The sequence below is a fragment of the Flavobacterium sp. genome, from assembly GCF_046296355.1.
Lineage (GTDB): Bacteria > Bacteroidota > Bacteroidia > Flavobacteriales > Flavobacteriaceae > Flavobacterium.
Genome location: NZ_JBKBLM010000021.1, coordinates 43,591 through 52,840 on the forward strand (window position 1 = coordinate 43,591; position 9,250 = coordinate 52,840).

5 protein-coding genes are annotated in these 9,250 nt (G+C 39.5%); all 5 read right to left on the bottom strand.

What is annotated here, in order from left to right:
• Nucleotides 1-68 precede the first annotated feature (68 nt).
• The 5 genes from ACK4HO_RS09370 to ACK4HO_RS09390 all read right to left on the bottom strand — a co-directional run bounded on the left by ACK4HO_RS09370 (nt 69) and on the right by ACK4HO_RS09390 (nt 9,116).
• Complete coding sequence (locus ACK4HO_RS09370; protein ID WP_409665176.1) at nt 69-2,546, bottom strand: beta-mannosidase; 2,478 nt, start codon at nt 2,544-2,546, stop codon at nt 69-71.
• On the bottom strand, nt 2,543-3,211 hold the full coding sequence (locus tag ACK4HO_RS09375) for a copper homeostasis protein CutC (protein WP_409665177.1): 669 nt from the start codon (nt 3,209-3,211) through the stop codon (nt 2,543-2,545). The genes ACK4HO_RS09370 and ACK4HO_RS09375 overlap by 4 nt, the downstream gene beginning before the upstream one ends.
• Nucleotides 3,211-4,203 (bottom strand): isoaspartyl peptidase/L-asparaginase family protein, encoded by a 993-nt coding sequence (locus tag ACK4HO_RS09380; protein WP_409665179.1) that lies wholly within the window; start codon nt 4,201-4,203, stop codon nt 3,211-3,213. The genes ACK4HO_RS09375 and ACK4HO_RS09380 overlap by 1 nt, the downstream gene beginning before the upstream one ends.
• Before the next feature lie 2 nt (nt 4,204-4,205).
• Entirely contained in the window at nt 4,206-6,470 is a 2,265-nt protein-coding gene (locus tag ACK4HO_RS09385; protein WP_409665181.1) for a beta-N-acetylhexosaminidase, read from the bottom strand.
• 93 nt (nt 6,471-6,563) lie between these two features.
• Complete coding sequence (locus ACK4HO_RS09390) at nt 6,564-9,116, bottom strand: sodium-translocating pyrophosphatase (protein ID WP_409665183.1); 2,553 nt, start codon at nt 9,114-9,116, stop codon at nt 6,564-6,566.
• Between the last annotated feature and the right edge of the window lie 134 nt (nt 9,117-9,250).

Genomic DNA, 9,250 nt, shown 5'->3' on the forward strand with positions numbered 1-9,250 from the left:
TATTCCCGCCATACGTTTTACACGGTGTCACTCCTGTCGGGGCTAAATGGGTTTTGTCTTTTGCAAAATTAGTTTTTCATAACTTCAAAAAGCGATTTTACACGAACCTCTTTCACGGGTTTAGACAATTTGATTTGCACTTTCGGTCCCGGCAAAATGTCAAAATAATTGTCACTGAAAAACACTTCTTCGGCTGCTGACAAATACACATTTTTGGCCAAAACATCAGAAAAGATTTCATAAGTCAGTTCATCAAGCTTTGTAATTTGGATATTGGGATTTCTCAATTGTAAATCTTTAGGCTTTACAAAATAGAAAAGAGAACTCGCTGATTTATTTTCAGACTTAAACGAAACAGAAAGTACTGTTTTTTTCAAATCAAAAAGCCCTAAATCATCTTTAGAAATTTCAAAATGAACCAAATTTGAGCTTCCCGGAATAACCCCGGTAGTTTCTGCAAACCAAAGTGTTTTGCCATTAAAATCAAGCAAAACTACATTAAACTGACCTTTAAACTGATTCAAATTATCATTGACAATATAAGCTTTATAGCTGTTTTCTTCTTCTTTAATCGAAATCATTACATCCTCAAAACTCCGCTTCGCCTGGTATTGAAAAGCTTTCCATCTTCCATAATAATCTACCGAACTCCAGGAAGTCACGGGCCAACAATCATTGGCTTGCCAAAATAATGTTCCCATACATTTTCGGTCGGTTCGATGCGCTTCAATAGCCATTTTCATGCCTTCAGCTTGAAGTAATTGTGAAACGTAAATATAGTCTTCAAAATTCGTTGGCACTTGATAATCTCGCGCCATATAATCGTTGATGGTTTTATAACCCGTTGGATGTTTTTGGTGGTTTTTTACCGTTTCCGAATCGAAGTTCAGTTCGTCACTTTTGGCGAAAGCCTGAAACGTTTTGATATCGGGCATGCTTTGAAAACCGTATTCGCTCATGAATCGTCCAACCTTTTTTTGGTACATTTCAAAAGGTTCATTTCCCCACCAAACGCCCCAATAATGGGCATCACCGCTGAGCAAACTCTCTTTTCTACCCCAACCTATAGATGGCGATGACGGCCAATAGCGATTTTCATTTTTGGGTAATAAACTGTCTAACGTTTGCGGAATCAGTTCGTGAAACAGCTTTTGGTAATCGTTCCAAATTTTAGTCGAATCTGCTTCCGAATAATTGTATTGTTTTTGCCAACCCCAATTGTGCCAGCCTTCATCATTTTCATTATTCCCACACCAAAGTCCCAAACTCGGATGGTTTTGCAAACGAGTGACGTTATCGATTACTTCTTGTTTTACATTCTCTAAAAACGCTTCATCACCGGGATACATAGCGCAGGCAAACATAAAATCCTGCCAAACTAAGATTCCGTTTTTGTCGCATTCTTCGTAAAAAGCATCATCGACATAAACGCCGCCGCCCCAAACTCGGAGCATATTCATATTGGCGTCAACCGCATTTTTGACAATCGATTTATAAACAGAATCCGTTGCTCTGGGCAAAAAACTATCGGGCGGAATGACATTGGCACCTTTCATAAACACCGGAAAACCATTCACTTTGAAATAAAAACTCTTGCCAATTGTATCATTTTCCTGAACCAATTCAATGGTTCGCAACCCAATGTTTAGCTTTTTACTATCAATGGTTTGATTACCCTTTGTTAAGCTAATTTCAAACGGATACAAATGTGGTTCACCTAAGCCGTTGGGCCACCACAATTTTGGATTTGCAATTTCGTAGGTAAACGACAAGTTATTTTTGCCTTCTTGGAGTTGGATTAAATCTGATTTATCGTTGATTTTTAATTGGTATTGAGAAGTATTGGTGCTGTTTATTTCGATAGCAAACTGAACTTTTGCTTCATCCTGATTGGTTAAATCCTGATTGGTTTTGAGGTTAGTTATTGTTGCATTATCCCAAAAATGCAGCGCTACTTTCTTATAAATTCCGGCGGTAACAAATCTTGGTCCCCAATCCCAACCAAAATGATACTGCGCTTTTCGGGTGAATATTTTTTCGTCTCCGGGTAAAGTGTATGTTAGCTTCTTGGCGGCTTCTTTTCCTTTTTTAACGGCAGATTCAAATTTGATTTCGAGTTTGTTTTGGCCAATCTTCAATAGTTTTTTCACCTCAACTTTCCATGTTCGGAACATATTGTTGGCGGAAAGAATTTTAGTTCCGTTTAAAGTCACTTCCGCAAAAGTATCTAAACCGTTAAATTGCAGCATGCAGTTTTGATGATTCAGTTCTTCTTTTGAAATGGTAAAAGTCGTTTGATACTGCCAATCTTCGTTTTCTATCCATTGCAATTGCTTTTCATTGGAACCAAAAAAAGGATCGGGAATTAATTGGTTCGCCAACAAATCGGTGTGCACCGTTCCGGGTATTTTGGCGGGAAGCCAATTAGTTTCGGTTACTTTTCTGAAAGTCCATGATTCTAAACTTAAATTGCGTTCTTTATTTTGTGCCCAAAGAACCATTGGCCATAAAAAAACGATTACAAGTGTCAACCACAATTTTCTCATTTGAGTTTGGATTTTAAAGCTTGAATTTCATTTGGATTTGCAGTTTCATTACCGTCAGTTATCGCCGAAGAATGATAAAAAACCGCTTTAGTATTTTGTTGGATGACTTCAATATTGGTTGAGCGCAAACCGCCGCCGGGCATGATTATGATTCGGTTATTGGCTTTGGAAACCAATTCGGTTAAACGGTTCATGCCTTCCATTACATTTTGGGCTTGACCCGAAGTTAGTATCGTTTTGAATCCGCAATTGATGATTTGTTCCAATGACTCAAAAGCGTTTTCAACTTCATCAAAAGCACGGTGAAACGTGCATGGCAATGGTTTAGCCAAATCGACTAAAGCTTTATTTTGTGCCAAATTGATACTCTTGTCTTCCTTCAAAATCCCGAAAACAAAGCCGTTAACATTCAATTCTTTTAAGGCTAAAATATACTTTTGCATTTGCTGAAACTCTTCTTCAGAATAAACAAAATTGCCACCACGCGGTCGAATCATTACATACAAATCGAGGGTTAAATTTTCTCTTACTTGCATGACGGTTTCAAAATCAGGAGTTGTACCACCAACTTCAATTGCGGCACAAAGTTCAACTCTATCGGCGCCATTTTCTTGGGCGATAAGAGCCGATTCTAAGTTGAAACAAGCGATTTCGAGTTGGGCCATTATTTTAAAAAGTAATCTGCATCAATTAATTTATTTCCGGAAGCATCATTTACCGCATAATTGAATCCACCTTGGATACAATACGCTCCGTAGTTTCCTTCTTTATCCAAAGCGATAAAACCTACTTGGATATCTTTAAGGTTTTTGTTTCTGTTTTTGGTCAACTTTACAATACGTGAAACCGCTTCTTCACAAGCATGCTGCGGCGATTTTCCTTGACGCATTAATTCTACAACCAAATGACAACCGGCAATTCGGATGACTTCTTCTCCATGACCGGTGGCTGTGGCAGCTCCGATTTCGTTATCGACATACAAACCGGCTCCGATGATAGGTGAATCGCCTACTCTACCGTGCATTTTAAAAGCCATCCCGCTAGTCGTACAAGCGCCGGAGAGATTTCCTTGAGCATCCAAAGCAATCATGCCAATGGTGTCGTGGTTTTCGATATTGGCTATCGGTTTGTACTGACTGGTTTTGAGCCATTCCTTCCATTCTTTTTTGGAATCTTCTACCAAAAGATTTTCTTTTTTGAACCCTTGTGATAAAGCAAATTGCAGAGCGCCATCGCCAACCAACATTACGTGTGGTGTTTTTTCCATTACCATTCTTGCGACAGAAATTGGATGTTTGATATGTTCCAAAGCGGCTACCGAACCGATATTAGAAAATTCGTCCATGATACAAGCGTCGAGTGTTACTCTTCCGTCACGGTCAGGTCTTCCGCCGTAGCCAACGCTTCTTTCTTTTGGATCACCTTCCGGAATTTTCACTCCGGCTTCAACCGCATCGAGAGCGCGTCCGTTTTTCTTTAGAATTTCCCACGCAGCGCCATTGGCTTGTAGGCCGAAATTCCAGGTGGAAAGCACAATGGGCTTATTGATTTTACCTTTTGGTTTGGCCGAATTATCTTCTTTGGAAGTAAACGATTGCAAAGCTAAAGCTACTGAACCTGCTGCAGCGGTTTTGAGAAAATTTCTGCGATTTGACATAGCTATTCTACGGTTATTTCATCTGCAAAAAGCCACGCTTTGTTTCCGGCGCCGGGTTGACCGTCAGGAATAATGCCGAAATTTTCGACTGTGACTTTTACAAATTGGATGTTTTTATTGCAATCTAAGGTGATTTGACCTTTGCTTTTTTGAATTTCTTCAGCGGAAAAAGTCCCCACTGCTTCAAATTGCATCATGTCCTCTGAAACCCAGAATGTTACTTTTTTGGGGAAATAAATCCATGATGAAGGACTGCTCAATAGTCCGATGCCTAGGCGACTGATTTTTTGTTTATTGCCTAAATTGATGGTCGCGTTTAAATCGGTTCCTGAGAAGCCTAACCAATTTTGCCCAAATTTAGCCTTGTCGCCTTGAATACCATCCACCAAAGTAAATCCGCCGCCTTTGGCATAATTCCCGTTGGGTTGATTTTGAAGCGAAACCAATTGGCTTGTGGCTTTGTGAATAAAGAATGATTGTTCGGCAATATTGCTTTTGGGATGTTCATTTTCAAAATAAACCGCTTTAATCGTTTGTGATTTAGTGATTTCCAGCGGTTGGTTGTAAACCTTTGATTGCGCTGTTGGATTAGTTCCATCGGTTGTATAATGAATTCCGTTAGGTTGTTGATTGGTTTTCAACAAGTACAACACGCCATTGTCGCCGGGTTTGGGCATCACTTCTGCTGTAATTTCAAAAATTGCTTTACTGTAATTGATGCCTTTTTTGTGTAAAACCGAGAATTGCTGAATCATTCGCTTTTCAAAATCGGTGTACTTTTCCGGGTTGGAGGTTCCCCAAAGCACTTCGGAAAGCGCCAACATTCGTGGGAAAATCATGTATTCCACTTGTTCTGGTGTGTCGATATATTCAGTCCAAACATTAGCTTGCGCACCTAAAATGTATTTAGATTCTTCGTTGGATAGTTCTTTTGGAATGGGATTGAACGCATACACCTTTTCCAATGGAGTGTAACCGCCAATGGCCAACGGTTCATTTTTTGGATTGCCTTGGTAATGGTCGAAATAGCAATGCGAACCGGGAGTCATTACGACGAAATGTTTTTGTTTTGCTGCTGCGATTCCGCCTTCGGTGCCACGCCAACTCATTACGGCTGCATTGGGCGCCAAACCACCTTCGAGGATTTCGTCCCAACCGATAATTTTTCGGCCGTTGGAGTTGACAAACTTTTCGATTCTTTGAATGAAATAACTTTGAAGTTCGTGTTCGTCTTTCAATCCTTTATCCTTTATTAAAGCTTGACAATGCGGACAGTTTTTCCAGCGCGTTTTCGGACATTCATCACCGCCAATGTGAATATATTCTGAAGGAAATAAGGCTATAACTTCGGCTAAAATATTTTGCAAGAAGGTAAATGTTTCGTCTTTCGGACAGAAGACATCTTCTAAAACGCCCCATTGTTTTTCGACTTCAAATGGTCCGCCAGTACAAGAATATTGAGGATAAGCGGCTAAAGCGGCTACGGCATGCCCGGGCATTTCGATTTCGGGAACGACGGTAATGTGACGTTGTTTAGCATAAGCTACCACTTCTTTGATTTGGTCTTGGGTGTAAAATCCGCCGTAGCGTTTGTCATCATACTTTTGTTCGTTGTAATGGCCAATCATGGAACCGTTTCGCCAGGCTCCGACTTCTGTTAGTTTAGGATATTGTTTGATTTCGATACGCCAACCTTGGTCATCGGTTAAGTGCCAATGAAATGTATTGAACTTGTACATCGCCAGGTAATCGATATACTTTTTGACAAAATCTACGGAAAAGAAATGTCGGGCGCAATCGAGATGCATGCCTCTCCATTTGTATTTAGGATAATCGTTTATCTCTAAACAAGGCACTTTGATTTCATTCTTTTTTTCGGAAGGAATCAATTGCAGAAGTGTTTGGATTCCGTAGAATTGTGCTTGAATGGAAGAAGCAGAAATACCTACTTCATTTTTCGAAATATATAATGAATATCGACTTCTGTCAAAATTAATGGTATCTGGTATACTTAATAAAAGTTGTATTCTATTCTTACTATAATTTGGATTTATTCTTAAATCCAAACCTGTTTTTTCTTTTATATTTTGTTGAAGATAATGCGCTTCAAATGAATTTTCATTAGCTTGAATTACTGTTTCTTTATTTAAAACAAAATGCCCATTTCGAATTTCAATCGATTCGGGTTGCGGGATTAAAGGCAAGGTATTTTGCGAAAAGGCAACATTGAAAAACAGCAATAAAAAGTAAGCGAATTTGGAAGTCATAGGGTTGTGTTTGCATTGGCTAATTTACACAAAAAAGACAAAAAAAAATGCCCCGCAATTGCGAGGCATCTTTATTATATTAAAATCTTGCGATTATTTCAAAGCGTCCACTTTAGCTTTTACTTCGGCTTCTGTACCTTCAAAAGTTTGAGTAGTAGCTGTTCCGCCTACTGTAGTAGTTACCGTTGCTTTTGCTTTTCCGTTTGTGTTGGTAATTTCAACTCTTACGTCTTTAGTAGCAGTAGCCACTTCAGGTTTTGCACAACAGTCCATTTTACCGGCGATGAATTTACCGTCAGCACCGTAATGTGATAAACAAGCTTCTTTTTGCTCAGGCGTACAACCTAAAGAATCGCACATTTTAGCACATTCTTCTTTGGTCATGTCTTTGCATTTGCTCATATCGCATTTGCCTGCCATTCCTTTCATTTCCATATTGCAATTCATGGCTTTATTGTCTGCAGCACCAGCTTCATGACCTCCTAAAATTGGAGCGATTACCAATCCAATCAAACAAGTCAATTTGATTAAGATGTTCATCGATGGCCCTGAAGTGTCTTTAAATGGATCACCAACAGTATCTCCGGTTACGGCTGCTTTGTGCGCATCAGAACCTTTGTATGTCATTTCGCCGTTGATTTCAACACCCGCTTCGAAAGATTTTTTAGCATTATCCCAAGCACCACCAGCGTTGTTTTGGAACACAGCCCAAAGTACACCAGAGACAGTAACTCCAGCCATATAACCACCTAACATTTCAGCGATTAATTGGTTGTTATCAGCGTAAACTAATTTACCTAATAGTACGATTGCAATTGGGAAACCGATAGTTAAAACACCCGGCAACATCATTTCTCTTAAAGCAGCTTTTGTAGAAATCTCAACACATTTACCATATTCAGGTTTTCCTGTGCCTTCCATGATACCCGGAATTTCTTTGAACTGACGACGTACTTCGTAAACCATGTCCATTGCCGCTTTTCCAACAGAATTCATTGCCAAAGCAGAGAACACAACCGGAATCATACCTCCAACGAATAACATGGCTAATACAGGTGCTTTGAAGATGTTGATACCATCAATTCCTGTGAAAGTTACATACGCAGCAAATAAAGCCAATGAAGTCAACGCAGCAGAAGCGATAGCGAAACCTTTTCCGGTTGCAGCAGTAGTGTTACCCACTGAATCCAAGATGTCTGTACGAGTACGAACTTCTTTTGGTAATTCACTCATTTCAGCTATACCACCGGCGTTGTCAGAGATTGGTCCGAAAGCATCGATTGCTAACTGCATAGCCGTTGTAGCCATCATCGCAGAAGCTGCTAAAGCCACACCATAGAAACCTGCAAAAGCATAGGAAGCCCAGATAGCACCAGCGAATAATAATACCGTTGGGAAAGTAGAAATCATACCCGTAGCTAAACCGGCGATTACGTTAGTTCCCGCACCTGTAGAAGATTTTTGTACAATAGCCAAAACTGGTTTTGTACCTAAACCTGTATAGTATTCAGTAACCGAAGAGATAACTCCACCAACAACTAATCCAACGATAGTTGCGTAGAATACTCTCATTGAAGAAATTTGTTGTGCGCCTTCACCGAAGAATTCCATAGTCATTACTTCAGGCAACATATATTGTACTAAGAAGAAACATGAAATAGCGGTTAAAACAATAGAAACCCAGTTTCCAACGTTTAATGCACCTTGCACTTGTTTTTCTTTAGCGTCATCACTTGATATTTTTACTAACATCGTTCCGATGATAGAGAATAAGATTCCGAAACCGGCAATTGCCATTGGCAATAAAATTGGACCGATACCACCGAAAGCGTCATCGATTTTTCCGCCCATATCTTTAATTACGTAATTCCCTAAAACCATAGCCGCTAAAACTGTAGCTACATAAGAACCAAATAAATCGGCACCCATTCCGGCAACGTCACCAACGTTGTCACCAACGTTATCTGCAATAGTAGCAGGGTTTCTTGGATCATCTTCAGGGATTCCTGCTTCAACTTTACCTACTAAGTCGGCACCAACGTCAGCAGCTTTAGTATAAATACCACCACCAACACGAGCAAACAAAGCGATAGACTCAGCTCCTAAAGAGAAACCAGCTAACGTTTCTAAAACGATAGTCATGTCTTCTGTAGTAGTCCAAGCACCTTTCATGAAGTAATTGAAGAAAATAATAAAGAAACCTGTTAACCCTAAAACGGCTAAACCAGCCACTCCTAATCCCATTACAGTTCCACCACCGAAAGAAACCTTCAAGGCTTGTGGCAAACTGCTACGAGCTGCTTGTGTGGTTCTAACGTTAGTTTTCGTAGCAATTTTCATCCCCATGTTTCCGGCCAAAGCAGAAAAGAAAGCTCCGAAAATAAAAGCTACTACAATTAATATGTGTGTTGTAGGAACAACAAAAGAAATTCCGGCCAATACCGCACTCGCCAATACAACAAAGATGGCTAGTAATCTGTATTCCGCTTTTAAGAAAGCCAAAGCACCTTCGTAGATGTAATCTGAAATCTCTTTCATCTTACCATCACCGGCGTCTTGTTTTAAAACCCAACTTCTTTTAATTGCCATAAAAAGCAATCCAATCAATGCCATCACTATCGGCACATAAATCATGTATGATTCCATAAATATTCTATTATAAATTTTATCGGTCGCAAAAGTAACAAAACTTTAACAAATAAAAACAATATAATTGGTGAATATTAGTTCAATTGGTATACATGTATTTAAAGTAAATTATTGCTTACTAAACCAAAAAA